This window comes from Acidaminococcus intestini DSM 21505 (genome assembly GCF_000425045.1).
Classification (GTDB): domain Bacteria; phylum Bacillota; class Negativicutes; order Acidaminococcales; family Acidaminococcaceae; genus Acidaminococcus; species Acidaminococcus intestini.
The window spans coordinates 108,801-132,583 of the sequence record NZ_AULA01000001.1 but is presented as its reverse complement, the minus strand read 5'-3'; the positions used below and the strand labels follow the sequence as shown (position 1 = coordinate 132,583).

Genomic DNA, 23,783 nt, shown 5'->3' with positions numbered 1-23,783 from the left:
GGCATGACAAGCATGCAGAAAGCATTTTCCTTTAAAAATCTCCTGCGCCACGTTTTCGCTGTTGTGACGCTGACGAGCCTCTTTCTTGTGAGTACGGGCTGCAGCAGCCAGGCGGCGCAGACGGAGCCCGTAAAAGAGACAAAGCCGGCCGCAGCCGCAATGGCGGATAAGAGCGGAAAGACCCTCGTCGTCTATTTTTCCGCAACAGGTCACACGAAAAAGGTCGCTGAGACCATTGCCAAAGAAACGGGCGCTGACCTTTTTGAAATCAAACCGGAACAGCCCTACACGCTAAATGATTTGAACTACAATGACAAAAACAGCCGTGTTCAGAAAGAACACAATAATCCGTCCCTGCGCCCGGATTATGTAGGCGACGCAAAGGACTGGGCCAAATACGACCGCGTCTTCATCGGTTTCCCGCATTGGTGGCGTCAGGCACCTCATGTGGTCTACACCTTTGTAGAAAAGCATGACTTTACAGGTAAGACGGTCATTCCTTTTGCCACGAGCATGTCTACACCAATGGGGGACAGCGGTACAAATCTTGAAAAGGCAGCGGGTACGGGCAAATGGCTTGAAGGCCATCGCTTTGAAGGAAACGTGCTCAGCCAGGATGTCATCAGCTGGGTGAAATCCCTGAAATAAACCATGAAAAATTGTCAAAGACCCCGGACTGGAGCCCTTTGGTCCTTTGGTCCGGGGTTTTCCGTGAAAAACAAGGAAACAAGAAAAAAGAAAGGTGACAATCATGAATAGTTTCGTGTTTCAAAATTCTACGAAAGTCTATTTTGGAAACGATAGTGTCTCCACTTATCTGCCGGGCCTGCTCGCTCAATACGGCCCCAAGGTCATGCTGACCTACGGTGGGGGCAGCATCAAGAAAACGGGTATCTATGAAGAAATCATGGGATATCTTAAGACAGCCGGCAAGACCGTTGTCGAATTTTCCGGCATCCGCAGCAACCCGACCTATGCCAAGGTCCTTGAAGGGGCAGCCCTTGCTAAAAAAGAAAAGGTGGACCTCATTCTGGCTGTAGGCGGCGGCAGCGTCATGGACTGCTCCAAAGCCATTTCTCTTGGTGCCGTCTATGATGGGGACCTGTGGGACGCGTATTGGGCCCATGCTGGTAAGATCGAAACAAAACCCATTCCCCTTGGCATTGTCCTTACCGTATCGGGAACGGGGAGTGAAACGAACGGCGGCAGCGTCATTACAAACGAATCCCTCAAAGTAAAGACGGGCCGCGACTATCCGGAACTGAACGCTCAATTTGCCATCTTGAACCCCAAATATACGGAAACAGTGCCGAAATTCCAGTTCATCTCCGGTGCTTTTGACAGCCTCTCCCATATGATGGAAATCTATTTCAGTGAACCCAATGACAATAACGTGTCTGACGTCATGAACGAAGCCCTTATGAGAAGCGCTGTCGATAATATCCGGGCCATCCTTGTGGATCCTCACGACGAAGGAGCCCGCAGCAACCTTGTATGGCTTGCGACTATGGCGGAAAACCGGATCCTCAAACTGGGAAAGAAGACGGACTTCCAGTGCCACATCCTGGAACACAGCCTGGGCGCCTATACCTTCTGCAACCACGGCGCTGGTCTTGCCGTACTGCATCCCGTCTACTACCGTCATATCGTAAAGGATGGGACCAAAAAGTTTGCCCGTTTTGCTGAAAAAGTCTTTGATATCGACCCTAGTGAAGGCGACGAACTGACGCGTGCCCAAAAAGGCATCGAGGCCCTGACCGCTTTTATCAAGGAAATCGGCCTTCCAACGAGACTGCGCGACATGAACATCGACCATGCCGTCCTTGTTGACGTTGCCGCTGGCTGCGTTGCTTCTCCCGGCAGCTTCCGGCAGCTGGGTAAGGAAGAAATCAGAGAAATCTTTGAGGAGGCGTATTAAAGAAAAGCGGCCTATAACTGTGAGGTTAAAGCTAGTAAAAAATATGACCGGCTGAATACCGCAAAAAAGCTGTGCCAAGCGTCAGCTGGAAAAGATGTTGTGGTGCAGCTTGGCTCAGACCGCCCGAGGTGGCTGGCCTAAAGGCCTTAAGGCTGTCTAAAGCCTGCGGATCTTGCTCTAAAAGTCAAAACCATAGGCTTAATCATCGTCCCATAAAGTTGTACGACTAAAGAAAATCGCCCAGATTGACGCAGGACTTCTGCCAGTAGATAAGAAACCCCTAGTGTGCAAAACTGACAGAAATAAAGCGCTTGATCATGAGCGGTTTTCTTTAGCTGCATGACCGATTGGGTGAATCATGAAAAAAGAAGTCTGGTTTAACTGGAGCAGATCGGCGCCATCCATGCGTCGAGTAAAAATAAAGGAGGTTTTTATGCAATCTTCAAAATGGGTATCGTTACTTGTTCTTTCTGCTTTGCTTTCATCGGCCCCGGCTTTTGCCAGAGCTGCTGCACCGACGCTTGCTGCCGAAAAAGCGGCTGCTCGCGTTCAAGCATCCCTTTCCCAAAAAGACCAGACTTTTCAGGCGGGACCCGGAATTGCCGTGACAGAGACGGACGCGGGCCGCGTACAAGGATTCATCAAAAATGGGATCTATTCCTATTATGGCATTCCCTATGCGGAAGCCACGCACCGCTTTGAGGCCGCAAAACCAGTGAAGCCGTGGCGCGGGATCCGTATGGCAACGCAGGTCGGCCCCATTTCACCTCAGGCCCAAGGCAATTTTCCCAATGGGGAGTGGGGAGAACCGGGCCGCAGTTTTACCATGGATAATAACTGCTTGAACCTCAACGTGTGGACACCAAACCTCACGGATGGGAAAAAGCGCCCCGTCATGGTTTGGCTCCATGGCGGCGGTTTTGAAGCCGGTTCTTCCCTGGAGTCACCCGCTTATGACGGCGCCAACCTCAGCCGTCGCGGTGATGTGGTCGTTGTTTCCGTGAATCACCGCTTGAACCTTGCCGGTCATTTCAACCTTGAAAAATATGGCCCCCAGTATAAGGATTCGGCCAACATTGGAATCGTAGACCTTGTGGATGCCCTCAAATGGGTGAAACATAACATTGCCTCCTTTGGCGGCGACCCGCAAAACGTCACCATCTTTGGTGAATCCGGCGGCGGTGCCAAGGTGCTCACCCTCATGACTGCTCCGAGTGCAAAAGGGCTCTTCCAAAAAGGCATCGTGGAAAGCGGCGCCGTCGAGTCCATGGGCCCCTACGTCATGAGCAAAGAGCAGAGTGAAAAAGTGACAGATCTTACTTTGAAAGAGCTGGGCGTGACAAAGGACAATCTCGAACGCCTGCAGACGATTCCTTATGAAACGCTTGCCGCAGCCTCGCGTAAAGCCCTTAAGACCGTGGGCACCGAATATAAGGTCCCTCAGGCCCTCGGGACAGGCTACGGTCTTAGCTGGGAACCTGTCGTCGATGGGGATTTCCTTCCCACCAACCCTGTGACGGAAACAGGCTTTGCCGAAGCGGGCCGCAAGGTGCCGCTGCTCATTGGGACCAACTTGACGGAATGGACAGGGTTTCAGGATATTGTAGACGCTGCGGACCGTCAGTATGACAATAAAAATACCTGGACGGATGCTGAAGTAGAAAAGCGCCTCAAACAGGCCTACGGCGATAAAAAAGACGCCGTCGTGAGCGAATTTCTAAAGGCGTATCCCAATAAGAAAAAGGCCGATGCCCTTTATATCGATACCCTGATCCGCCAGCCAATCTTGAAGATTATGCGCCGTAAGGCCGCACAAGGCGGAGCTCCGGTCTACGCCTATCTTTTCAGTTGGGAATCGCCGCTTATGGTTGGGACGTACATGTCCTATCATACGGCGGAAATCCCCTTTGTCTTCCATAATGTGGACCGCATGCTGAGCCGTACTGGCGGAAGCAAGGAAGCACATATCCTGGAAGACCGCATGAGTGACGCTTGGGTCCATTTTGCCCGCTATGGGACGCCGCAGACGGATGCCCTGCCGAAGTGGGACGCGTATACGAAGGACAGCGGCGCCACCATGATTTTTGACAACAAGATCCGCCTTGCCCGTCACCATGACGAAGCCCTTTTGAAGCTTCTTGATCCGGGTTATACATATTAAGAATAGAGGGTGTGGGGTTGGAGTAAAAAGTGCTCTGATTCTCCACTGCAGCGTGCCTCCATTGCTTAATTCTATACGAATGCAATGGGAGAAAATACGGACGCATAGAAACCTGTGGCTGTGAGAATTTTGTCAGTGGAAGTGAGGGCTCCTCACAATTGGACGGACCCCGCTGAACCGAATTGATAAAAAACAAATGGGAGAAAGACCACCAGGTAAAAGATTATAAAGCAAGCCCAAAACCGAACATAGACGCAGGTTCGGTTTTGGGCTCTTGGTTTTTATTTGGATTTTGTAAGAGGCTGCTTCTTTGAAATGGGAAGATAACGATAGCGCTTAGAACAATCCCCATCTTTTTTTTTGCCTCTGAGCTCGATACGCGAACTTCCATCTGCCTTAGAAAAAGCGAAACAAGAGATCGTGCAGGGCGGTTAAGTGAGTCGCCGAATTTTTCGTTTTCTCTTATGCTGAAAAATTTGTGCAGAAAGCTTACTCAGAGGGCAGCGACGATAGGAGCATTCGGAGTTTCCTCTGCCGGAAAGGCCGGTCTTCTGGTGTGGAACAGCAGAGAGTGAGCCCTTTTATCCCCTACAGCTGTACCCGTATAAATCCATTGCGGTCGCAGAGATAGGGGAACCGTTTTCGTGTACGACGGGGCCGCTAACATAATTTATTGGCACTCATGTTGTGTGGAAATTTCCATAAGCGTTTATCATTACCATTTTCCGGTTTCGGTGGTGGATGAGGACGCACAGCGACGTTTCATTACGAACGGTAGTGAGGACCATTTGCCCGAAGTTTCGAAGGACGCTTTTGGAGCGAGAACGAAATGTCGCAGGCACATGTTTCCGGGCAAATCTTTTCGAACCCGCTCCCCCGTCAGGGGACGGTTTGGGTTCGCGTCTGCACGGTTTTCCCTTTGCTCGGTAGGTACGGGATTGTGCTTCGGAGAAGACTGCATGAAAGCTGCTTGCTGTTTTTAGCATTACAGACGATGTTTTTTTATCCGGTACAATCTACCGATATAAGGATTTCGTAGGCTTCCAAGAACATCCGACAAATACTTAATTATTCCATTCTAAAAAATTCCAGATATTTTTTAGAAAAACTATTGACAGGTAGCAACTACCGAATAGTAAAGTGGAACCATCAAGGCAATCGGTGCTTTTCAATCCTTTTTATAGGATGCGCATCGGTGTTTTTCCATCGTATCAGGTAAGATAAGGAGTGATTATTTATGAAGGTAAAGAAAATGGCTGCAGCAGCCCTCGTCCTTTCCAGTGTCATGGCCCTTGGGGCCGTGGGGTATGCCGCCCCTGCCGCTGATTCCGTAAAAGATATCAAAAATAACGGCATTACTTTTTATGGCGGAGCCAATCTTGTGGAGATTCCCTTAAAGGATATCAAGAGCCCTAACAAGAATCCTTTTGGCCTTGTTTATCAAGGGGCGATTACGAAGAATGAAAACGGCAAGGTCAACATCCACCCCGTCCGCTATACCCTCAATGGCAACACCATAGCTGCGAATATCTATACGCCGGCAGGTTACGACAAGACGAGCGGAAAGAAATATCCGGCCATCGTCGTGGCTCATCCAAATGGCGGCGTCAAGGAACAGGTGGCAGGCCTTTATGCCCAGAAACTTGCGGAAGAAGGCTATATCACCATTACAGCCGATGCTTCCTTCCAAGGTGCCAGCGGCGGTACGCCCCATATGCTCGACAATCCTGCCTTCCGCACGGAAGATATCCACGGCATGGTTGACGTGATTGCGTCCTATCCTGGCGTCGATGACAGCCGCATCGGTGCCCTTGGTATCTGCGGCGGCGGTGGCTACACCTTGAAGGCAACCCAGACGGATAAGCGCGTCAAGGCGGTAGCAACGCTTTCCATGTTCAACTTCGGCATCGTTCGCCGCAATGGCTTTTTGAACAGCGGCCGTGACACGATCCAAAAGCGGCTCCTTGAATCGAGTCAGCAGCGCGCCGCCGAAGCAAAGGGTGCGGCCATCAAACGCACCGCGGGCATGGAAACCCAGGATATCCCTGAAGAAGAACTGAAGAAGATGCCGACCCTTTACAGCGAAGGCTACATCTATTATGGGAAGACCCATCGTCATCCTAACTCTACCTTCCAGTACACGGTCCGCAGCAACCTCGACCTCTTTACCTTTGATGAGGCAGACAATATGGACTTGATCAACCAGCCGCTCCTCATGATTGCCGGTGACAAGGCTGATACGCTCTACATGACGCAGGACGCCTTCAAGAAGGCGACGGGCACGAATAACAAGGAACTCTACCTCGTCAAAGGGGCTACCCACATCCAGACCTATTGGGTTCCGAAATACGTCAATGAAATCGAAGGCAAATTGGCTTCCTTCTACAAAGGCAATCTTTAAGGAGTGAAATCTCATGGAACGAGTATGGTTCATTACGGGAGCAAGCCGCGGGTTTGGCCGTGCCTTTACGGAAGAAGCGGTAAAACGGGGCGATAAGGTTATTGCCACCGTGCGCCGCGTTCCCCATGATGACATTTTCAAACATCCTTCCGTCCTCACCGTGGTCATGGACGTGACGAAGACGGACGAAGTGGAAAAGGCCATCAAGGATGGGATGGATCGTTTTGGCCGCATCGATGTCCTCATCAATAACGCAGGCTTTGGCTTCAGCGGGGCTTTTGAAGAAACGACGGACGAAGACCTGCGGAACCTTTTTGAAACGGATTACTTTGGCGTCGTAAACGTTACGCGCCGCGTCATTCCCCTCATGAGAAAGGCGGGGAAGGGCGTCATCCTGAACGTTTCAAGCCAAGGCGGGCTCATGGGCTTTAGCGGGAGCAGCGCGTATTGCGCCGCAAAATTCGCCGTCGTCGGTCTGTCCGATGTCTTGCGGGCAGAGCTTGGCGAATTTGGCATTGCTGTGTCTGCTGTTTGCCCAGGTTCTTTCCGGACCGATTTCAGAAGCAAGCATTCCTTTAGGAATCCTTCTGCAAGGCTTGATGCCTACAAGGACAGCAGCGCCCATAAAGCCGCAAAGTTCCTTGCGGAAAATACCTACACCCAGACAGGCAATCCGCAAAAGGCCGCCCAGTTCCTCCTAGATATGGTGGAAAAGGGGAACCTGCCGCCGCGTATCCTCATTGGTGCTGCCTGCTGCCGGGCTATGAAAGCACGCTATGAGGCGGAACTAAAAGACATTGCGTCTTATGAAGCGGCTGCGTCGAAGACGGATTTTGAAGAATAATTGAATGAAATGAAAAGGCAGTGAGAGCAGTTGCTCTGCTGCCTTTTGCATGAAAAGGAGACGATACCACTATGCAGACTTGGCTTATTACAGGCTGTTCCTCCGGCCTTGGACGGGGCTTTGCGAAAGCCGTCCTTAAAAGTGGGGACCAGGTGATTGTGACGGCGCGCCGCGTCGAAACCTTGAAAGACTTGGTGGATGCCTATCCAGAGCAAGCCCTTGCCCTGTCCCTTGACGTTACGAAGGAAGAAGACATCAAAAATGCCGTAGAAAAAGGCTTGGAGCGCTTTGGCACCATCGACGTCCTCATCAATAACGCCGGCTATGGCTACCGCGCTGCCGTGGAAGAAGGCGTTCCAAAAGAAGTGGACCAGCTCTTCCAGACGAATCTTTTCGGACCCATTGCCCTCATAAAAGCCGTCCTTCCCATCATGCGGAAGAACCATCGCGGCACCATTGCGAACGTTTCGTCCATCGCCGCTTTGGGCGCAGCCTTGGGATCCGGCTACTATGCCGCCACAAAAAGCGCCTTGGAATCCATCTCGGAAGCCCTTTACGGGGAAACGAAGGACTTGGGAATCCATGTCATGATCATTGAACCCGGTGCCTTCCGTACGAATTTTGCCGGCACGTCCCTTAAGGAATCGAGCGTGGAACTGGGGGACTACGAAAAGACGGCCGGTACGCGCCGCATCCGCAACGACCATACTGATGGCACGCAGCAGGGCGATCCTGATGAAGCGGGCCGCGTCCTTGTGGACCTTGTGCACAGCGGGAAGATGCCCCTGCGCCTCCTCCTCGGAAGCGATGCCCAGGCTTACGGCAAATCGCGGCTTACAGCTCGCCTTGATGAATATAAGGCATGGGAAGTAACCAGCAACAGAACAGACTTTAAGGAGTAATCACCATGAGCATTTTATTTATTAACGGCAGTCCTAACAAAAAAGGCAACACGGCACGCCTTGCAGCGGCCCTGCTGGGGAGCCGTGACTATGAAACCCTGAACCTGACGGATTATCGCATCAACGTCTATGGCCAGCGCCTTGCCGGCGATCAATTTGATGAAGTCATGGCAAAGATCAAAGCCGCCGATACCATTGTCATCGGTTCGCCGCTTTATTGGCATAACATCTGCGGCAGCGTGCGCACCCTCTTGGATCGCTTCTACGGCCCCGCTGCAAGCGGCAGCCTGCGTGGCAAGACCCTGTACTTCCTCTTCCAGGGTGCGGCGCCGGAACAATGGATGCTCGACGCAGGCAAATTCACCATGCAGCGCTTTGCTAAGCTCTATGGCCTTTCCTGGGGCGGTATGGCGACGACGGAGGGGGAAGCGCGGGCGCTATTTAAATAAGTCGGAGCAAAGATTGCTCCGATGATAAGAAGGGCGCACCCGCAGAAAGCCGAAGAACATGTTTCCGGGCAAATCTTTTCAGACCCGTTCTCCCGTCAGGGTCGGTTTGGGTCCGCATCCTCCAGCCGCTTCCCAAGGTCTTGAAAGATCAAAGACCCGGTCTTATGCTGTATGATTTCTCGCCATATGGGCCTATTCCGTTTTCTTAAAGTGGGCAGTCACAAGTTCTTTAAAACAATGGACCAATGGATTTGCTGTCTTACGATGAACCAAAAGGGCCGTCATAGAGGGATGATCGAGTTCAAGGGAAATTTTTTTCATAAGGCCTTTTTGCAGTTCCTCATGAACCACAAATTCGGGGAGAAAGGCGACCCCGAGGTTGCTTAAAATACATTGCTTGATGGCTTCCAGACTCCATACATCCATTTCTTGGGAGAGCGCAATGCCTTTTTCGCGTAGGTATTCCCGAAAATAGGTTAAGTAGAGGGCCTGTTTGTCATTGATCAGCAAACATTGCTCTTTTGTTTGTCCCTTCGTCATAAAATCACTGTCTTGCGGGGAAAGAAGCGGGGAAGCAACAAGGACCAGAGGATAAGTGATAAGGGGCGTTGTCTCAAAGGGTGAGGGATAGGCGGCGACATCGTAATGAAGGGCAAGATCAGCTTCCCCATGCCTCATGCTGTCATAAATGGCAAAGCAGTTTTTGACATGGAGGGAGAGCCGAACCTGGGGCGCTTTTTTTCGAAAGCGTTCCAGTACGGGCTGTAAGTGGTAGGTTAGAAGGGATTCGGGAAGGAGCACGGTCAACTGTCCTTCCAGGCGCTGGCTCCCGGCATGGGCGACGAGCTGGTCGGCAGAATGGAGGACCTGATCTACGTAGGGCTTTAGGGAAATCCCAGCAGACGTCAGGCGCTGTTCGTGGCCGCGGCGCTCAAAAAGGGAAACGCCCAGCTCTTTTTCCAGTTGTTTCATTTGGAAGGTAATCGTGGATGGGGCGTAGGACAGGACTTGTGCTGCCTTTTGAAAGCTGCCTGTCTGGATGATGGTTTCAAAAGTGTGTAGCTGTTTGATATCCATAAAAACCTCTTAATTCAAAAATATTAAATTTTATATTTTATAAATTCAGTTTGATTGAATTATCATGATTTTTTATAATACCCTATGAAACATCACGTGACAAGAGGGGGAAACCTGCATGAAATTTGACACTAAAATCAAGATTGTTTTGTGGGAGGGCCTTAAACCTTGGCAAGCACTCAATGTAACCGCTTTTCTCATGAGCGGGATTGCCGGGACGCAGGAAATCATCGGTAAGCCCTACGTCGATGCTGAGGGTCATCAGTACTTGCCCATGTCCCAGCAGCCCATCATGATTCATGGCGCGTCAAAAGAGCAGCTGCAGGAACTGCTTCAAAAAGGTCTGTTTTCAGAGGGCCTTGCCGTATCCATTTATACAGAAGAGTTATTTGAGACCTTTGACGATGAAGCTAACCGGGCTTCGGTTGCGGGGTATCAGGCACAGGAGCTCAATCTTGTTGGTATTGGCCTGCGTGGCAAAAAAATAAAGTGGACCGGTTGACAAAGGGCCTTCCTCTTCACGAGTGATCTTTGTATAAGGAGTTCGCCCTGTTTTCGTCATAAGGACCTTCCACGAAAAAACCCCACCGTTTCAGGGCCCTTGGCCCCGTAAACGGTGGGGTGCATGTTTTGACAGTTTTTTTGCCCGATGGGAAAGGGTCCGTGTCAAGAAACCGTAACGGGATGGCATGCCTTGTGAAGGGAGGGGACTATCTATGGAGTGCCCTTGGCCTATGCTTTGAAAAAAGGTTGGAACGGGCTTCCTTAAGAACCTTTTCCCAATCATTCCGACTAGAGAAAGAAATAGGGCCCCTCAAGTTCACAGGAGTCCCATAACATGCTGCAGGAGGAGACTGACAAGGGTGATGCCAATCCAGCAGCAGGCACCGAGGAAAATCGGCTTACCGCCTTTCTTGACGAGGTCCACAAGGTTTGTGTTGAGCCCAATGGCAGCCATGGCAAGAACGATGAGAAACTTGCTAAGGGTCTTCATAGGTCCAAAGACAGCTCCCGAAATGCCCAAATGAATGCTTACGGTCGTGACGACAGAAGCAAGGACAAAGTAAAGGATGAACATAGGAAATACGCTTTTGGCGCTTACGGTGCGGCCTTCGCCCGCCCCACAACGGGAACGGTTCCAGGCCAAAAAGAGCGTAATGGGGATGATGGCAAGGGTCCGGGTGAGTTTCACCGTGACGGCCTTATCAAGGGTCTGGGTTCCTAGGTTCCACATGCTGTCCCAGGTTGCGGCCGTTGCCGTTACAGACGACGTGTCGTTGACCGCCGTACCGGCAAAGATGCCGAAAGCTTCGCCGCTCAAGGTATCCATATGGAGCGCCGTTCCAAGGAGAGGAAACAAAATCGCGGCAAGGACGTTAAAGAAGAAAATCGTCGAAATGGCTTGGGCCACTTCATCATCCGTTGCCTCGATGACTGGCGCTGTCGCTGCAATGGCGGACCCGCCGCAGATGGATGAACCGACGCCGATAAGGGTGGCCTTGTTGACGTCAATGTTCATGGCCTTTTGCAGTCCGTAAGCGATGATAAGCGACGTTGCAATGGTGCAGATGATGATAGGAAGGCTCTGCCAGCCTGTTGCGAGGATGACAGAGAGATTCAGGCCAAAACCCAAAAAGACCACAGCCGTCTGCAGGATGTATTTGGATGTAAAGGAAATCCCGCTTTTGACCTTTGTCCGGTCCTTGAGGAACTGGCCGGCGACCATGCCGAGAAGGATGGAGATGATAGGCCCGCCAATGATGGGAAAGGTTTTCCCCAAAAACCAGGACGGCAGGGCAATGACAAGGCAGAGTGCGATGCCTGGAAGTTTCGATGGATTCATGATGATTGCCTCCTCATATTGCGGCAATAAGCGCCGCTCCGATTGAATTCGGTATCATTCTACACAGATTTTATGATAAAATAAAATTATCTTTTATTATTAATCGATAAGAAAACTTTATGGAGGACTCATGTTAGACCACCGAATGGAAACTTTTCTTACGGTCTGCGAGACCATGAACTTCACTAAGGCCGCGGCAAAGCTTCATATTACGCAGCCTGCTGTGTCGCAGCATATCCGCTATTTGGAAGCGGCCTATGACATACCTCTTTTCCACTATAAGGAAAGGAAGCTTATGTTGACGCCTGAAGGGGCCCTCTTATATAAGGCAGGCCTAGCCATGCGAAATGATGATCGGGAGCTCCGTCAACGCCTGCACCATGCTCGCGCGACGTCGCAGCCCATCCATTTTGGCGTGACCAAGACCATCGGCGAATATGTCGTAGCGCCGCCCCTTTCCCGTTTCATCCGCCGCCATCCTGACGCGGCCATGACCATGAAGATTGCCAATACGGAAGAGCTCATCCGCGGCCTTGAAGAAGGGGATATCCAGTTTGCCCTTGTGGAAGGTTATTTCGATTCCGAGGAATTTGAAGCCCTGCGCTACGATACGGTGGCCTTTGTGCCCGTTACAAGCGCACGGCATGAGTTCCCAAAAGTTCCGGAAAAGCTGGAGGACCTTCTCACAGAGCGTCTCATCCTCCGCGAACCGGGAAGCGGCACCAGACGTCTTTTGGAAAACCAACTCGCCCTCATGGGGCGGCAAATCAGCGACTTTTCGCGGCGCATTGAAATTGGCGGCATGCACGCCATATTGCAGCTTCTCGAAGAAGATATGGGTGTGTCTTTTTTGTACGAATCGGCCGCTGAAGGCCCTATCCGTGAAGGTCGGCTCATGCGCATCGACCTTGTGGACTTTTCCGTCACCCATGACTTCACCTTCATTTGGGAAAAAGGCAGCCTTTTTGGCGAGACTTATCGGGGATGGTGCAGGGAGATGATGGATGAATGAGATCAGCCAATTTGGGCTGACCTCATTCGATGGCTGTGAGTTATGAGTAAAATATAACGGTCTTAAAAAAATGAATAGAGTGCGGTGATGAAAAGGTCAGCATAAAGACCGGAAGGCGCGGACCCAAACCGCCCCCCTAACGGGGGAAGGGGACAAATGATTCGCCCGGAGACGTATTCCATCGTCCTCCCGCTGGCGCTGCAAAGCGGGCTTGGGATTCGGGCGGTCCTCACGTTTGCAAGGAAACGTTGCTGCGCATCTTCATCTACCCTTTCGGTTCCCCGCCTTGGCAAAGGCGGATCGACTCTACGAGTTGAACTCAGAGGAAAAATGTGAACGCAGGTCTACCAGATGCTGTCGTGATCTTTCCATTTCAAAGAACCCGCCTCTTACAAAATCCAAATAAAAACCAAGAGCCCAAAACCGAACCTCTGTCTACGTTCGGTTTTGGGCTCTTGGTTTTTTACCTTACAATATTCTGACTTGGAAACGGCGAAAGCCGTCCCATATTGCCAAGGCGGTAAGTCTATCGCCGATTGATTTGCAAGCCGTAAAATGTACTAAAACGGCGAAGCGAGAAATCGTGCAGAGGACTTATCCAGGGAACGCTCCAATGTAAGACTGCGGAACACAGAGCTCTTTTATCTCTTACATCCGCCTAACGTAGTATCAGGCAGATGCTAAAAGCAGCGGATACGTGTTCGTGTACGACGAAGTTTCGAATAGACTTTCTTAGTAGGGGTGTAACTAGCAAACTTGTTTGTAGGAGTAGGTGGTGGATGAGGAGACCGGTTTGGCGCCCGGTCTCACAGTTTTTCCCTCACGGTTTAGCATCAAAGCGTTTTCGTCTTTCTCGCTTGATGACATGCACCGAAGGCGCGAGACAGCCTTTCCATTCTTTTAGCCAGCGTAAATTTTGCGCTGGCTAAAAATTACTTCTCATGTACCAGCTTTCCCGTCATCTTTTCTACGTCAACCCGCACGCCCTGCACGCGGCCGCGGGTGCGTTCCAAGATGGCGTCCACTTCTTTGACGGTAGGGTAGTACTTGAGGCCAATGAGGCGAGTCATGCGCAGGGTTTCTTTTTCGTCCTCGACAACCTTTGCGCGGCCAAAGACGATGACGCTCTTGACGTAGTACGCCCAGTCGCCATCTTCTTTATAGTCTTCGTCAAAAACAGTAAAGCATACTTTGCCGCTCTTTTTTATGGCGTCAATCTTATGACCTTCTTTGGCACCATGGAAATAGAGGGCATTTTCTTTTTCATCATAGACGTAGTTGATGGGAACGCCATAGGGATAGCCGTCATCACCGATGACAGAAAGGACGCCTCGTCTGCCGTTTTTGAGGACTTCCTTACAGGCATCAAGGGGGAGAGCCTGTTTGAAGCGGCGCATGGATCGAATCACGGGAACCATCTCCTTTTTGGATACTCTTTACCAGTATATCACGGCACTTCCCCTTCTTTCATCCTTTTTTGAAGTGTTCCGCGTCTTTTAGGTGAACCAGATGGTCCCCTTCTTTGATGACACTTGATCCTGTCGGAATGAGGGTCTTGAGACCCCGCCGAATCAGCAGGATGCGCTGGCGGCTTGAAAGGGGAAGCGACTCCAGGGGTATGCCAATGAGGCGCGATCCGGCGGGAACCCGTTCTTCTTCAAGGGCCCATTCGCGGCTTGTAAAGCCGTGGGTTCCCAAAATCAGCGTGTCGCCGGCAGCGAGTCTGACTGCCCCCGTGGGGATGATGCCCTTTCCGTCACGGACAATCATGGCGACGATGAGGTCACCGGGGACATTGAGCTCTGCCAAGGTGCGCCCGTTCCAACCGCTGCGCTCGTCGACATGGACGTGACCAAAGGTGATATCCGTGTCTTCTTCGTAATCGGTAAAGGTCTTTTCTACGTCCGCCGCTGGATCAATCATGGCAAACTTTTTCGCCGCCCAGGGAAGCAGCGTTCCTTGAAAGGTGATGGAAAGGAGAACCATGCAGAAAATGAGGTTAAAGAGGTTCAGTGTCGTTTCCGCACCGGCCAAAATGGCTGATATGGCAAATACAATGGACGCGGCGCCGCGCAGGCCTGCCCAGCTCGTAAGAAGTATTTGGGAAAGTGGAGCTCCAAAGGGCCGCAGGAGAAGCGTCACAACAGCGGGCCGCACAATGAAGGTGAGACATACAGTCAGCACTAGGGCGGGCACAAAGACGCTGGGAAGCGTCACGGGCGTTACGACAAGGCCCAGCAAAAAGAAAATCATGACCTGGGCAACTTGGGTCAAGACATCAAAAAAGTGCACCAGATTCCGCTTTTGTGGCATGGGCGCGTTTCCTAGATGAATCCCGCAAAGATAGGTCCCCAGATAGCCATTGCCGCCAAGTATGGTAGGAACGGCGTAGGATAAAAGCATGACGGAAAGGAGAAATAGGGTTCGGGCCTCGCTGCCATCCAAGGCATTGCGCGAAAGAAGGCGAGCTACGCCAAAGCCGAAGCAAAGGCCTGCGGCGGCGCCGATAATCATCTGTTTTCCCATGAGAAGGGGCAGGGAAAGATCCGACCCCGTCATGAGAGCAATGGCAGCCGCGGTCAGCATGAAGGCCATGGGATCGTTCGATCCTGACTCAATTTCCAAAAGGGAGTCTGTGTGGTATTTGAGGGAAAGACGGCTGCCGCGAAGGATGGAAAAGACCGATGCGGCGTCTGTAGAGGAAATGACGGCCCCAATAAGGAAACTTTCCGCAACCCCCAGGTCTAGGATGAAATGGGCGAGTGCGGCAAGCCCCAAGGCAGAAAGGACAACGCCGACCGTCGATAAAAGGACCGACGCCCTGAGAACGGGGCGTGCCGCTTTGAGGCTTGTCCCAAAGCCTCCATAGAACATGATGATGACAAGGGCACTGCTGCAGATGATGTCAACGGCTTGGTAATCATCGAAGGGAATGTGGAAGAGCCCGTTTTCGCCAAAGAGCATGCCCAAGGCAATGAATAGAAGCAGGGATGGCAGCGGCGTATGGCGCAGGGCCTTGCTGATGAGGAGGGATAAGAGAATTACCGATCCCGTAAGGAGAAGGGAGAGCGTCATGGAAACCGTCCTTTCTTTGACATGATACAAGATAGCCTTATTTTATCATAGGAATATGGAAAAAGTGTGAAGTAAGAGTTCCCATAATTTTTGCTGATTCATCGGCTGGATAAGTAGGAAAATAAGAAAATATTAGCCAGTATAGAATATTGAGAAATTATTGCATAAAGTATTAAATAAAGTAAAAATCGCCATCTAGGATAAATTAATGAGTAAAAACTAAAAAAATAGATGACCTTGACTTTATAAGAATAAAACAAGTTGTTAAGAGAAAGAAGTGTTTATTTTCTGATAATAACATGATGTGATGAAAATATAAAATATATCCGGAATGGATCCGGGGGAAAATGGGAAAGGCCAGGGGAACGCTTCGTATCATCGGGGTGATTGGCCTTTTCTTTACCTTGAAGAGGTTCAAAAGAGGAGGACAAGGTATGAACCGAATCTGCAAAATCATCTGGAGTCTCGTTCAAAATGGCTATGTCGTTGTTTTCGAACTTGCCAAAGGGCGGGGCAAAGTGGCGGCTCAAAAGTTGGTACGCATCCTGACGGCGGCCGTGCTGGGTATGATCCTTGGCGGGGCGGCCTTGCCGGCCTATGTAGCAACGCCAACGATGCTGGTTACGTCGGATCTGACACATCCCATTGCCGGACCTTGCTTCTTGCTTAGCCCAGATGGGCAGCCTGTCCAAATTACGGGAGATGGCAATGCAGAAAAGGCGCCCACCGTTGTCATCATGGGAAGCCTCAACGGCGTCAAGTTAAGGGGCAATCCCTTTGATGGCGCGGAAGTTCCATTGTGGGGCAGGTCAACTATACAGAAAACGCCAATTTAGCCCTGATCTACGGTGCCGCGAACAGGGTCACCAATTCCTATCGCGATGTCAAGGGCAGCGATGAAATTCTAAGACAAGCGCCTGTCCTTGCCCAAGCAGGAAAATGGGATGAATTGTCCCAGCTCCTGCAAAAGCCATTCTCGAAAGCGGCGGCCAGGTTATGGTCATGGGTGGGGCCAATACAGTCGATAAAGGCTATCTGTCGTAGGTCATGGGCGTTGGCAACATTCTCGCGGGGAACACGAATGAACTCAATGACAGCGCCACACAGATGAACTTCGTCGACGGGTTCTATAATACGGTCACAAATGGCTAGCACATCTATGTCCTGGGCAGCAAGAATACGGTGAAAAATGCTGTCGACGGCGACAATACCAAAGTAAATCATCCTCTTCTGCGCGTCACAGCCACAGACACGAGCTACGTCTGGAAACCGACCTTAGCCGCCGTCTTCGTCGGTGGCCCCGATGCCAACGGAAAGATCAACACGCGCCGCATTACCTATGTCGCCGCCGGTTCTGCCGATACGGACGCCGTCAACGTGGCCCAGCTCACAGCCGCTACGGAAATGGCTGGTACGTCCATCAGCCTCAAAGCAGGTGATGGCATCAAACTCGAAAACGATGGCAGCGGCAACTGGACCATCAGCACGAACTATAAGGATTCCGGTTCCGACAAAGTCACCTACGAAGAGAAGAACGACAATACGGCAGTACCGGATGCAGGCGGCACTGAAACGGGTAATACCGATACGGGGAATGCCGATGCGGGCAGCACTGGCACGGATATCAACGATACGGGAAAGGCCGTCGATGCCGGCATACCCGCTGCCATTGAAACGAAACTCACAGCTGACGACAAAGGCGAAACGAAACTTGAAAAAGACGGCAAGCTTGGCATTATAAGAAGCGAAAATATTGCAACGGCCCGACAGCAATGTCAACGTCGCCCTCAAAGGCAACATCAGCGTCAGCAAAGTCAGCATCAAGAACGGCGGACCGACCATTTCCAACCCCGGCATCGATATGAATCACAACAAGATCACGAACGTCACCGATGGGGAAGTGAGCCCGACTTCGAAAGAGGCCATCAACGGCAGTCAGCTCTATGAAGCGACCAAAGAAGTTCGTGACGTCAGCAGCCGCGTCGAACGCCTTGATGACCGCGTCGATAAAGTCGGCGCTCATGCCGCAGCCCTTGCAGCCTTCTATCCCCTTGACTTTGATCGGGGCAACAAACTTGACCTTGCCGTTGGTACCGGCAGCTGCCGCGGCAACACGGCCCTTGCCATCGGTGCCTTCTATCGGCCTGATAACCGCACCTTACTGAGCCTCGGCGGATCGACGGGCGGCGAAAACATGTGGAACTTCGGCGTCTCCGTCAAACTCGGCTGCACCAGTCAGTACGAAGGCGTCAGCAAAGCCCAGCTCATTGCCGAAAACGAAGAACTGAAATGCAACGACACCCTCCTGGACCAAAAGATCCAGGAATTCATGAAGATTGTTGCAGAATTGCAGCAGAAAATGAAATGAAAGAAAAACAAAAAACAGAGCCAGCCGTAGGGTGGCTCTGTTTTTTGTTTGCTGTGGTGTTATGACGCTTTGATGCTGTGGTGCAAAAAACAGAAGGACTGCCACACGAAAAAGAGAAAGCAATAAAAAAAGAGCACCGCTCCGAACGCGTGTCAATTGTTCGGAGCGGTGTTCTCATTACGCACAGTTTCTTTAGGCTCGATGCAGGATGCATCGAACCGTCGCCGTTTGGTCTTTTGCCTTAAAAACGCCTTTGAAATGTTTTTCATCGATAAGAAACGTGGCCTCTACAACACATTTGCCGCATAGCGGCAATCCGCCGCCAGCTAGGACGATTTAGGAAGCAACGTTACGTTTTCCCTTCCGGTCTTTTTCCCATTTGCCTTTTTCGAATATGGCTCCAGATTAGCCCAGATGCTAGGAAAAACGCGAAGCGGGCCGACGACGCCGTACTAGAAGTGGGTTTCTGCTAGGAGGCTCGCCGCATTTGACAACGCGGATGGGTCGATAGGGACCGTAGGCGAGAAAGGTTTCTTCTGTCATCCGAAAAAATTCCTAGGAGCGGCCCGCCCGACGACGGTATTTTTTCGGGCGTCTTAGGAATGAAATTGTGGTACACCACTTCTTACGAATCGTCATGCCTTCCTTATTTTCAAAAGAATCTTTTCTCAAACAAGGAAGGCACGTAACTGCATCGACTCGGAGCGATTTTTGCTCCGAGTAAAAAGTAAGGGGCCCGACGTCTCCAAACGAGCGGGAGCAAGGAGCATTTTTTCGATGGGCCAAAACTGCTAATCGCAAGACATCGTTGAAGCGATTCGGTTGCAGGACTGTATTATCGAAAAACTTGTTCGGCGCCGAGTCACGCAGGGACACGGTTTGGCGCCGGAGTTGGGGCTTTTTAGGGGTTTTTACTCAAAACTCACAACGCAAAACTTACAACCATGATGAATCGGAGCAATTTTTTGCCTCGAGTAAAAAATTAGAGAGACAGTCTTTCCCAAACCAAAAATAACGCAAGCTCACGCTTGCGTTGTTATTCTCACCACGCCCCCGGCGTGGTGAGCGGATCCGGCCCGAACCGATTTGGCCCTTTTTCGCCTTCAATGAAGGAGATACGGATTGCAATATAAATGTTGACGAGGGGAACGATGCTCCAAAGGAGATACCAGCCGGATCTTCCGAGATCATGGGCACGGCGCACAGTGAACATGATTTGGTAGATCGAAACAGCGATGGTCAGGATGGCTCCAAAAAAGATGGGAAGCTCTGCGGGAATCTCCATGAAGATGGCCGCCATGATGTTGAGCACAATGCACAGCCCCGTACGGACCCAATAGCGCTTGCGGTTGAGGCGGCCTTCAATGGTGAGGTCGGCGCGCAGCATTTGCAGATAATCTTCCGCATTTTTGGGCTTCTGGGGGGACTGCGGTGTGGTAAAATGAGGAGAAACGGATTCCTCTTTTGATGTTTCCGTAACCGGCTGCTGTACAGGTGCTTGTTCCTCTGCCGTATGTGCTGTGGCTGCTTCCTGACGGGCGTCCGCGTTCAGCGCTGCTTCTTGGAGCACGGCGGCAGCAATCTTTGCGCCGCACTGGGGGCAGAATTTACTTGTCGGCGTCAGGGGAGCGCCGCACTGAGGACAAAAGTTTGCCATATGGATCCATCCTTTCTTAAAGGGAATTTATCAACAATGTCGCTGCCCTAAATCATAGCTTACAGAGGGAATCTCTGTCAATTCATGAGAAAAATGAGGTGCATTTTGTTTACACTGGAAACAAAAAGGCTCATCTTGAGACCCTTAACAGAAAAGGACGAAATAAATCTCAAACGGACCTTACAGGACGAAAAAGCCATGTACGCCTATGAAGGCGCCTTTACGGACGAAGAAGTAACGGCCTGGCTTACGCGCCAGTTGGCACGGTACGAAAAATGGGGCTTTGGCCTTTATGCCGTCATCCTTAAAGAAACGGGCGCTTTTATCGGTCAGTGCGGCCTCACCTACCAGCCTTGGCGGGGTGGGGAGGTCCTTGAAGTGGGCTACCTCTTTGAGCGGCTCTATTGGCATCATGGGTATGCCACGGAAGCAGCTCGGGCCTTTATGGATTATGCCTTTAATAATCTTGGAGCGGACGAAGTGTCGTCCCTCATCCGCGATACCAACGAAGCCTCCAAGAACGTTGCCCGCCGCAACGGCATGCATCCCGTGGATGAAGATGTGAAGGTGTATAAGAGGCTGAGGATGAGGCATGTGCGGTTTATGTGTTCGGCGCGATTTTTCTCCGAATAATGAGAAGAGAGCGTCAACAAAAGTCCGAGAAACATGGTTGAGGGCGAATTATTTCGGACCCGTTCCCCCGTCAGGGGGCGGTTTGGGTCCGGCGTTACGGTCTTTTAGCATCAAAGCACTTTCCGTCTTTCCCGCTTGACCGCCAGCACCATAGGTGTGAAATAGAAAAAGCTGAAGGCTCGTGATAGCTTGATGGCTTTTCTTGCCTTAGCCTACGGCTTCAACCTTTTTGAAAGAAGTGACATCCATGCTATATGCCTTTTCGGCCTTTTTGGCCTACTTCGTCAAAGGCCTCTGCGGATTTGCCAACACTCTGGTCTTTAGTTCCATTCTAAGTTTCTGGCAGGATAACATCTACATTACGCCCATTGACCTGCCTCTTAGTCTCATATCGAACCTGCTCCTCGTCTTTCATGATCACAAGGCTCTTTCCGTGAAAATCTGGGGCTCCGGGGCTTTTTTCATGATTCTTGGCATCATCCCTGGCACATTCTTTCTCAAGGCGGGTGATCCGGCTCTCATCAAGATTATCCTAGGCTTTCTTACCATGGGCCTTGCTCTTCAAATGCTTCTTAAGAAAAAATCCGCAGGCGGGGCAGGGAGCGCTCTTAGTCATGCGCTCATCGCTATCCTTGCAGGTTTTATCAGCGGCCTATTGGGCATCGGTGCCCTTATCAGCATCTATATGGCCCGTGTGACCAATTCCCTCGAAGCTTTTCGGGGCAATCTGTCGCTCCTTTTTATTATGACGAATCTTTTTCGATTTGCCATCTACATTCGGACGGGAATCCTGACGGCAGAAACTTTCAATATCTCCCTTACCTTGGTTCCTTTCATGCTGGCCGGGCTTTTGGGCGGCACCATGCTTTCATCCCGTCTAGGCGGGACGCTCGTCCGACGCGTCATCATTTTCTTCCTGCTTCTTTCCGGTGTCGCCCTTGTGGTGACAAATCTCCACATATAACTGCTTTTCCAGTGGTTTACCTGCAGCAGGACCCTTGAAAAGACCTGCCTCATTATCGACTAGCACAGAATATGACACCAGGCAGGCTAAAGGCATCATTACCTGTGCCGGCAGGGGAACAAAAATAATCCTTATGGGTGGTCCCCATCAGATTGACCGGCCCTTCCTTGATGAGCGCGTCAATGGCCTGAGCTATGCCTCGGGAAAAATGAAGGAAAGCCCCTCTTTGCTTCCAGATCATCATGCTGGAAAGCGAGCGTGAACGGTCAAAGCTGGCCATGGAAGTGATAAAAAGATTGTGAAGTAAAGGACGCCAGAGGCGGCTGGTTAAGACGGAAAAGGGTGGCTGCGAGTCTGCGGCTCTAGCGGTCAAGCAGTAAGGGGTAAAGTGGAAGGCGCAACGATAAGATGGCCGTCCTTGGCTGATGTCATCTGCGATGGCAGGATAAAAGACCGGGAGACTGTCAAACGAAAAATGGTAAACAATAAAAAGGGAGCACCTCTCCGAACGCGTGTCAATTGTTCGGAGCAGTGCTCTCGTTATCTTTTTTTAGGTCTTTTGCTTTCGAATCTTTCGCTTTGGTAAGGCGGTAAGTCCATCGCCGATTTCCTTTTTACTTTCCATTAAGCGTGGGCCGAGCCTTGTTCCAGAATCAGATCGTTTTGCGCAACCGCGTCAAAGAAGGCTTTGACGACATCGGGATCAAAATAGATCCCGGAAAGGTCACGAATCCTTGTTGGCGTGACAGCGCTCTGCCACTGCCAGTTATGGGTGCAGGGCTTGCAGCGCCGATCATAATAGTCACAGACGGCAATGATGCGGGCCCCCAAGGGAATGTTCACCCCTTTGAGGCGTTTGGGATAACCGCTGCCATCCCAATGTTCATGATGATGGAGGACCATCTTCATGATGTGACCAAAGCCCGGGATATTTTCCATCATACTGGCGCCGGCCAGGCAGTGACGCCGGTACGCAGCCCGTTCTTTGACGTTGAAATAGGGATATTTGGCAAGAATGGTGTTCGGTACGGAAACCATGCCGATGTCGTGAAGGAGTGCTGCGGTTTTGATAGCAGCCACTTCCGACAGGGGAAGCCCCATCTTGATTGCGGTGCAGACAGCGTAGTTGGCAACCTGCTGGCTGTGGAGGAAGAGTCCTTTGTTTTTATGCTCCAGAAGCTTCAAAAAGAAGGATACGAGAGCGCTGGTGTCTTCAGTTGTTGGAAACTCCAAAAATTGGGGTATCGTCAGCATAGTAAAACGACCTTTACATATAAAATAGAAAAATAGGGGAAAAATGCCCCACCTTTTTTTTCTGCCAAAATCCTCTCGGGGCTTATAGTATACTATAAAAATTTGACATTGAAAACACTCTGAAAAAAATTCGTGAAAAATGAATAAAAATACTTGCGTTTCCTTAACTTCCTCATTATAATAAATAAATATACAATTCAGGTCTGTGGTTGAAAGTCGATGCCAGTTGCAGGCAAAACGATCCACGTAAGCAGCGGAATCCGCTGTGAGCACGGTGCAGCTTAGAAGTAAGACCTGCCGCAAAATGCGAGAGGAGCAGTAGTGGGGAGCCAGAACGCTTAGGAGCGAACCTTCCAGCAGGCGAGTGTGGGGGCGAAGACCAGGTCAGCTGAATTGTATATTTATAAATAAGATGAGGGGTTGAGACGGATGAAAAGTTGGGTGAAAAAATTGGCCTTAACAGGCATTCTTGCTGCAGTGGTTGTAACCAGCCTTTCTGGGTGTGGAAATTCCGGCAGTAAGGATGCGGCACAACAAAAGAAGGAACTCATTGTAGGCACGGAGCCTTCCTTTGCTCCTTTTGAATTCCCTGATGGGAAGGATGGGGAAATCACGGGCTTTGACATGGATCTTATCAAGGCCATGGCAAAGAAGATGGGCTATGAAAAAGTGACCATTAAGGGCATGGGCTTTGATGCCCTCTTCCCGGCCATGAATGCCGGCCAGATTGATGTAGCCATGGCAGGTATGTCCATTACGGAAGAGCGAAAAAAACAGTTTCTCTTCACCGATCCCTACTATGAATCCGGTCTCATGACCATTGTTCGTAAGGATAATACGGTTATCCATTCCCTTGCTGATCTGAAAGGTAAACGCATTGGTGTCCAGCTAGGCACTACGGGCGCCCAGGAAGCCGAAAAGATTGAAGGTGCCAAGGTCACGAATTTTGACACGTCGGACCTTGCTTGCCTGGAACTTAAAAACGGCAATGTGGACGCCGTTATCAGTGACCTGCCGGTACTGGAGTATTTCCTTAAAAAGGGCGGCGCTTCCTACGCAAAGACCGTTGGAACCCCGAAAAAGGGTGATTTTTACGGAATCGCGGCACCTAAGGGGAAAAAGGAGCTCATTGATGGACTCAATAAAGCCCTCAAGGAACTGAAGGATTCCGGCGAGTATCAAAAGATCCATGACAAATGGTTTGGCGCAGAAACAAAATAAGATG

The 23,783-nt window shown here is 50.9% G+C and carries 20 protein-coding genes and 2 pseudogenes; 16 read left to right on the top strand and 6 right to left on the bottom strand.

Features of this window, described 5'->3' with window-relative positions:
• The first annotated feature begins 12 nt into the window (after nt 1-12).
• From H503_RS0100610 to H503_RS0100575, 7 genes are all read left to right on the top strand, one after another.
• On the top strand, nt 13-648 hold the full coding sequence (locus H503_RS0100610; RefSeq protein ID WP_226828291.1) for a flavodoxin: 636 nt from the start codon (nt 13-15) through the stop codon (nt 646-648).
• A 103-nt stretch (nt 649-751) separates the two neighbouring features.
• Nucleotides 752-1,918 (top strand): iron-containing alcohol dehydrogenase, encoded by a 1,167-nt coding sequence (locus H503_RS0100600; protein WP_009015978.1) that lies wholly within the window; start codon nt 752-754, stop codon nt 1,916-1,918.
• A gap of 433 nt (nt 1,919-2,351) precedes the next feature.
• Nucleotides 2,352-4,079 carry a carboxylesterase/lipase family protein gene (locus H503_RS0100595; RefSeq protein WP_009015977.1) on the top strand — a complete coding sequence of 576 codons (1,728 nt, stop codon included), beginning with the start codon at nt 2,352-2,354 and terminating at the stop codon, nt 4,077-4,079.
• A gap of 1,237 nt (nt 4,080-5,316) precedes the next feature.
• Entirely contained in the window at nt 5,317-6,480 is a 1,164-nt protein-coding gene (locus tag H503_RS0100590; RefSeq protein ID WP_014128796.1) for an alpha/beta hydrolase, read from the top strand.
• A 13-nt stretch (nt 6,481-6,493) separates the two neighbouring features.
• Nucleotides 6,494-7,324 (top strand): SDR family NAD(P)-dependent oxidoreductase, encoded by an 831-nt coding sequence (locus tag H503_RS0100585; protein WP_009015975.1) that lies wholly within the window; start codon nt 6,494-6,496, stop codon nt 7,322-7,324.
• Between the two features lie 71 nt (nt 7,325-7,395).
• Nucleotides 7,396-8,226, top strand: a complete 831-nt coding sequence (locus tag H503_RS0100580; RefSeq protein ID WP_009015974.1) for an oxidoreductase — start codon at nt 7,396-7,398, stop codon at nt 8,224-8,226.
• Between the two features lie 5 nt (nt 8,227-8,231).
• The gene (locus H503_RS0100575) at nt 8,232-8,675 is read left to right on the top strand and encodes a flavodoxin family protein (RefSeq protein WP_009015973.1); all 444 of its coding nucleotides are present in this window, start codon (nt 8,232-8,234) and stop codon (nt 8,673-8,675) included.
• Between the two features lie 192 nt (nt 8,676-8,867).
• Here the strand turns inward: H503_RS0100575 and H503_RS0100565 are convergent, their stop codons facing one another.
• Nucleotides 8,868-9,752 carry a LysR family transcriptional regulator gene (locus H503_RS0100565; RefSeq protein ID WP_009015972.1) on the bottom strand — a complete coding sequence of 295 codons (885 nt, stop codon included), beginning with the start codon at nt 9,750-9,752 and terminating at the stop codon, nt 8,868-8,870.
• A gap of 118 nt (nt 9,753-9,870) precedes the next feature.
• On the opposite strand from H503_RS0100565, the pseudogene H503_RS11710 reads away from it, so the two are divergent.
• Nucleotides 9,871-10,280, top strand: a pseudogene (locus H503_RS11710) (DUF2000 family protein).
• A 292-nt stretch (nt 10,281-10,572) separates the two neighbouring features.
• Here the strand turns inward: H503_RS11710 and H503_RS0100555 are convergent.
• Nucleotides 10,573-11,595, bottom strand: a complete 1,023-nt coding sequence (locus tag H503_RS0100555; RefSeq protein WP_014128794.1) for a YeiH family protein — start codon at nt 11,593-11,595, stop codon at nt 10,573-10,575.
• Nucleotides 11,596-11,725: 130 nt separating this feature from the next.
• Between H503_RS0100555 and H503_RS0100550 the strand changes: the two genes are divergently transcribed.
• Nucleotides 11,726-12,607: a LysR family transcriptional regulator gene (locus H503_RS0100550; RefSeq protein ID WP_009015969.1), complete on the top strand. Its 882-nt coding sequence runs from the start codon at nt 11,726-11,728 to the stop codon at nt 12,605-12,607.
• A gap of 932 nt (nt 12,608-13,539) precedes the next feature.
• Here H503_RS0100550 and H503_RS0100545 read toward each other — a convergent pair.
• Both H503_RS0100545 and H503_RS0100540 read right to left on the bottom strand, forming a co-directional pair.
• Nucleotides 13,540-14,025: a pyridoxamine 5'-phosphate oxidase family protein gene (locus tag H503_RS0100545; RefSeq protein ID WP_009015807.1), complete on the bottom strand. Its 486-nt coding sequence runs from the start codon at nt 14,023-14,025 to the stop codon at nt 13,540-13,542.
• Between the two features lie 49 nt (nt 14,026-14,074).
• Complete coding sequence (locus H503_RS0100540; RefSeq protein ID WP_009015806.1) at nt 14,075-15,682, bottom strand: potassium/proton antiporter; 1,608 nt, start codon at nt 15,680-15,682, stop codon at nt 14,075-14,077.
• Between the two features lie 434 nt (nt 15,683-16,116).
• On the opposite strand from H503_RS0100540, the gene H503_RS0100535 reads away from it, so the two are divergent.
• The 3 genes from H503_RS0100535 to H503_RS0100520 all read left to right on the top strand — a co-directional run bounded on the left by H503_RS0100535 (nt 16,117) and on the right by H503_RS0100520 (nt 18,050).
• Nucleotides 16,117-16,518, top strand: coding sequence for an ESPR domain-containing protein (locus H503_RS0100535; RefSeq protein ID WP_016459636.1), 402 nt, complete (start codon nt 16,117-16,119; stop codon nt 16,516-16,518).
• 346 nt (nt 16,519-16,864) lie between these two features.
• On the top strand, nt 16,865-17,629 hold the full coding sequence (locus H503_RS12905; RefSeq protein ID WP_009015803.1) for a hypothetical protein: 765 nt from the start codon (nt 16,865-16,867) through the stop codon (nt 17,627-17,629).
• A complete protein-coding gene (locus tag H503_RS0100520) occupies nt 17,544-18,050 on the top strand; it encodes a YadA-like family protein (protein ID WP_016459634.1) in 507 nt (168 codons plus the stop codon). The genes H503_RS12905 and H503_RS0100520 overlap by 86 nt, the downstream gene beginning before the upstream one ends.
• Nucleotides 18,051-19,092: 1,042 nt before the next feature.
• Here the strand turns inward: H503_RS0100520 and H503_RS0100515 are convergent.
• Complete coding sequence (locus tag H503_RS0100515) at nt 19,093-19,707, bottom strand: DUF805 domain-containing protein (RefSeq protein WP_009015801.1); 615 nt, start codon at nt 19,705-19,707, stop codon at nt 19,093-19,095.
• Between the two features lie 93 nt (nt 19,708-19,800).
• On the opposite strand from H503_RS0100515, the gene H503_RS0100510 reads away from it, so the two are divergent.
• The 3 genes and pseudogenes from H503_RS0100510 to H503_RS12900 all read left to right on the top strand — a co-directional run.
• Entirely contained in the window at nt 19,801-20,340 is a 540-nt protein-coding gene (locus tag H503_RS0100510) for a GNAT family N-acetyltransferase (protein WP_035195826.1), read from the top strand.
• Between the two features lie 247 nt (nt 20,341-20,587).
• Nucleotides 20,588-21,304, top strand: a complete 717-nt coding sequence (locus H503_RS0100505) for a sulfite exporter TauE/SafE family protein (protein WP_016459633.1) — start codon at nt 20,588-20,590, stop codon at nt 21,302-21,304.
• 33 nt (nt 21,305-21,337) lie between these two features.
• Nucleotides 21,338-21,606, top strand: a pseudogene (locus H503_RS12900) (PhoH family protein); the annotation flags it as partial.
• Nucleotides 21,607-21,928: 322 nt separating this feature from the next.
• On the opposite strand, the gene H503_RS11705 reads toward H503_RS12900, so the two are convergent.
• Entirely contained in the window at nt 21,929-22,558 is a 630-nt protein-coding gene (locus tag H503_RS11705; RefSeq protein WP_016459632.1) for an HD-GYP domain-containing protein, read from the bottom strand.
• A 429-nt stretch (nt 22,559-22,987) separates the two neighbouring features.
• Between H503_RS11705 and H503_RS0100490 the strand changes: the two genes are divergently transcribed.
• Nucleotides 22,988-23,779, top strand: coding sequence for a basic amino acid ABC transporter substrate-binding protein (locus H503_RS0100490; RefSeq protein ID WP_009015797.1), 792 nt, complete (start codon nt 22,988-22,990; stop codon nt 23,777-23,779).
• Nucleotides 23,780-23,783 lie beyond the last annotated feature (4 nt).

Excerpts from the sequence above, each read along its gene's own strand:
- H503_RS0100610 (WP_226828291.1), top strand. The coding sequence starts at position 13 with ATGCAGAAAGCATTTTCCTTTAAAAATCTCCTGCGCCACGTTTTCGCT.
- H503_RS0100600 (WP_009015978.1), top strand. The coding sequence starts at position 752 with ATGAATAGTTTCGTGTTTCAAAATTCTACGAAAGTCTATTTTGGAAAC.
- H503_RS0100595 (WP_009015977.1), top strand. The coding sequence starts at position 2,352 with ATGCAATCTTCAAAATGGGTATCGTTACTTGTTCTTTCTGCTTTGCTT.
- H503_RS0100590 (WP_014128796.1), top strand. The coding sequence starts at position 5,317 with ATGAAGGTAAAGAAAATGGCTGCAGCAGCCCTCGTCCTTTCCAGTGTC.
- H503_RS0100585 (WP_009015975.1), top strand. The coding sequence starts at position 6,494 with ATGGAACGAGTATGGTTCATTACGGGAGCAAGCCGCGGGTTTGGCCGT.
- H503_RS0100580 (WP_009015974.1), top strand. The coding sequence starts at position 7,396 with ATGCAGACTTGGCTTATTACAGGCTGTTCCTCCGGCCTTGGACGGGGC.
- H503_RS0100575 (WP_009015973.1), top strand. The coding sequence starts at position 8,232 with ATGAGCATTTTATTTATTAACGGCAGTCCTAACAAAAAAGGCAACACG.
- H503_RS0100565 (WP_009015972.1), bottom strand. The coding sequence starts at position 9,752 with ATGGATATCAAACAGCTACACACTTTTGAAACCATCATCCAGACAGGC.
- H503_RS0100555 (WP_014128794.1), bottom strand. The coding sequence starts at position 11,595 with ATGAATCCATCGAAACTTCCAGGCATCGCACTCTGCCTTGTCATTGCC.
- H503_RS0100550 (WP_009015969.1), top strand. The coding sequence starts at position 11,726 with ATGTTAGACCACCGAATGGAAACTTTTCTTACGGTCTGCGAGACCATG.
- H503_RS0100545 (WP_009015807.1), bottom strand. The coding sequence starts at position 14,025 with ATGGTTCCCGTGATTCGATCCATGCGCCGCTTCAAACAGGCTCTCCCC.
- H503_RS0100540 (WP_009015806.1), bottom strand. The coding sequence starts at position 15,682 with ATGACGCTCTCCCTTCTCCTTACGGGATCGGTAATTCTCTTATCCCTC.
- H503_RS0100535 (WP_016459636.1), top strand. The coding sequence starts at position 16,117 with ATGAACCGAATCTGCAAAATCATCTGGAGTCTCGTTCAAAATGGCTAT.
- H503_RS0100520 (WP_016459634.1), top strand. The coding sequence starts at position 17,544 with ATGAATCACAACAAGATCACGAACGTCACCGATGGGGAAGTGAGCCCG.
- H503_RS0100515 (WP_009015801.1), bottom strand. The coding sequence starts at position 19,707 with ATGGCAAACTTTTGTCCTCAGTGCGGCGCTCCCCTGACGCCGACAAGT.
- H503_RS0100510 (WP_035195826.1), top strand. The coding sequence starts at position 19,801 with ATGAGGTGCATTTTGTTTACACTGGAAACAAAAAGGCTCATCTTGAGA.
- H503_RS0100505 (WP_016459633.1), top strand. The coding sequence starts at position 20,588 with ATGCTATATGCCTTTTCGGCCTTTTTGGCCTACTTCGTCAAAGGCCTC.
- H503_RS11705 (WP_016459632.1), bottom strand. The coding sequence starts at position 22,558 with ATGCTGACGATACCCCAATTTTTGGAGTTTCCAACAACTGAAGACACC.
- H503_RS0100490 (WP_009015797.1), top strand. The coding sequence starts at position 22,988 with ATGAAAAGTTGGGTGAAAAAATTGGCCTTAACAGGCATTCTTGCTGCA.